Raw genomic sequence first — 1,631 nt, 5'->3', positions numbered from 1 at the left:
CCCGGCTACAACAATTGTCAAAGCTGATTAGAGGCGCGACGTTGCCAGCCATTTAGAGATGCGACACTCAGCATTGCCGCTGGCGCTGACGGCAGCCCCCGATCCGACCGGCTGGGCCGGGTTGCGAGGGAGGAGCGGGGGCGGGTGAGGGACACCCCTTCGGCTTTAGCTTTGAGACTATGAGTGCCAGCGGCTCATTCCGCGGCCTCCATGCGCGCCAGCGCCTTCTGCCTTTTGGCAATGACCTCCGGGTCGTTCATGAAGTCCGTCCGCCGGCCGGGCTTGCGGCCACGCTTCTGATAACCATTGCCCTGGCTACCATCCGGTATCCCAAACATATGATCTGTCTGACCTGTGCGGCGAGGGCCGCTCTTACTGCGCTGCAGTTCACGTCCAGCCTGTAGCTCAGCGACGATCGAAAGCATGTCGTCCAAACGCTTGTTCTCGACGACTTCGGGTCTGTGTATCGATCGCAACTTATCGAAGGTTCTGTAGGGTAGGGTGAAGCTCTCGTGCATGATCTCGAGGCGACCGTCCGGATAGTCGCAGACGACGACCTTCTTTCCCGCCAATACCTTGGCCTGTTCTGTTGGATCGAGGATGAACAAGACCTTGTCGTAGCGCAACGTCAGAGACTGCGACAGGGTGCGGACTTCCTTCCGGCACATGGCACCATCGAGGCTCTCATGATCGGCCAGCGGCCGATGCATGTCCTTCGGATTGCGCGGCGGCTTGCCGAAACGAGCATTGAAATCCGCAATGAACGCTGGTGCATAGAGGTTTGCCGCTTCGATCGTGTCGATGCCGCGCAGCCGCAGTTCCTTGACCAATCGATCCTGCAGCGTCTGGTTGGCGCGTTCGACGCGTCCCTTGGCCTGTGGGGTATTGGCGCAGATGATGTCGATGTTGAGCTCATAAAGGGCTCGGCCGAACTGCGTCAGGCCGCTCGTCCGGTCTTTCTCCGAAGCATGGACTGGGCGGAAGACACCGTGCTTGTCGCTGTAGAATGCCAGAGGCTTGCCCCACTGCTGCAAATAGGCCTTCGTCGCATGGAAGTAGTCGAAGGTGTTCTCCGATCCGGCAAACCGCAGATGCAAGAGCTTGCCGGTGGCGTCATCGATGTAGACGAGCAAGGCGCATTTGGGACCGCGGTTCTCGAACCACCAGTGATGCGAGCCGTCGATCTGGACGAGTTCGCCGAGACAATCCCGCCGGCCACGCAGCTGAAAAACCCGCTTCTTGCGTTCGCGCCGCGAGATCCAGATGCCGGCCTCGGTCATCCATTGGCGCAACGTCTCCTTGGCCACCGAGATGTGATGCAGTTCGATCAGCTTCTCGCGGGCCAGCGTCGGGCCGAAATCCAGATAGCGCTCGCGGATCAGATCCAGCGCCGCATTGCGAAACTCCTCGCTGTGGCGCCGATTGCTCGGTCGTGATCGCTTCTTCGAAACCAGGCCGGCTTCACCGAAACGGTCATAGGCCTGCAGCAGCCGGTGCACCTGACTTCGGCTGAGGCCGAGCAGCTCGGCGGCCTGGATAATGCTCAGGCGCTGATCACGGATCTTCTGAATAACTTCGAGGCGATGCAATTCTTTCTGCGACATGGTGATCATAAAGGACATGACGACTCC

Annotated in this window: 1 protein-coding gene; it reads right to left on the bottom strand. The window is 59.7% G+C overall.

Annotation, left to right across the window (positions count from 1 at the left end; genetic code table 11):
- Positions 1-194: 194 nt before the first annotated feature.
- Positions 195-1,622, bottom strand: coding sequence for an ISNCY family transposase (locus FHT75_RS35635; RefSeq protein ID WP_063473985.1), 1,428 nt, complete (start codon positions 1,620-1,622; stop codon positions 195-197).
- Positions 1,623-1,631 lie beyond the last annotated feature (9 nt).

The sequence above is a fragment of the Rhizobium sp. BK112 genome (genome assembly GCF_014193215.1).
Classification (GTDB): Bacteria; Pseudomonadota; Alphaproteobacteria; order Rhizobiales; family Rhizobiaceae; genus Rhizobium; species Rhizobium anhuiense.
This window is presented reverse-complemented; position numbering and strand designations above follow the sequence as displayed.

Excerpts from the sequence above, each read along its gene's own strand:
- FHT75_RS35635 (WP_063473985.1), bottom strand. The coding sequence starts at position 1,622 with ATGTCCTTTATGATCACCATGTCGCAGAAAGAATTGCATCGCCTCGAA.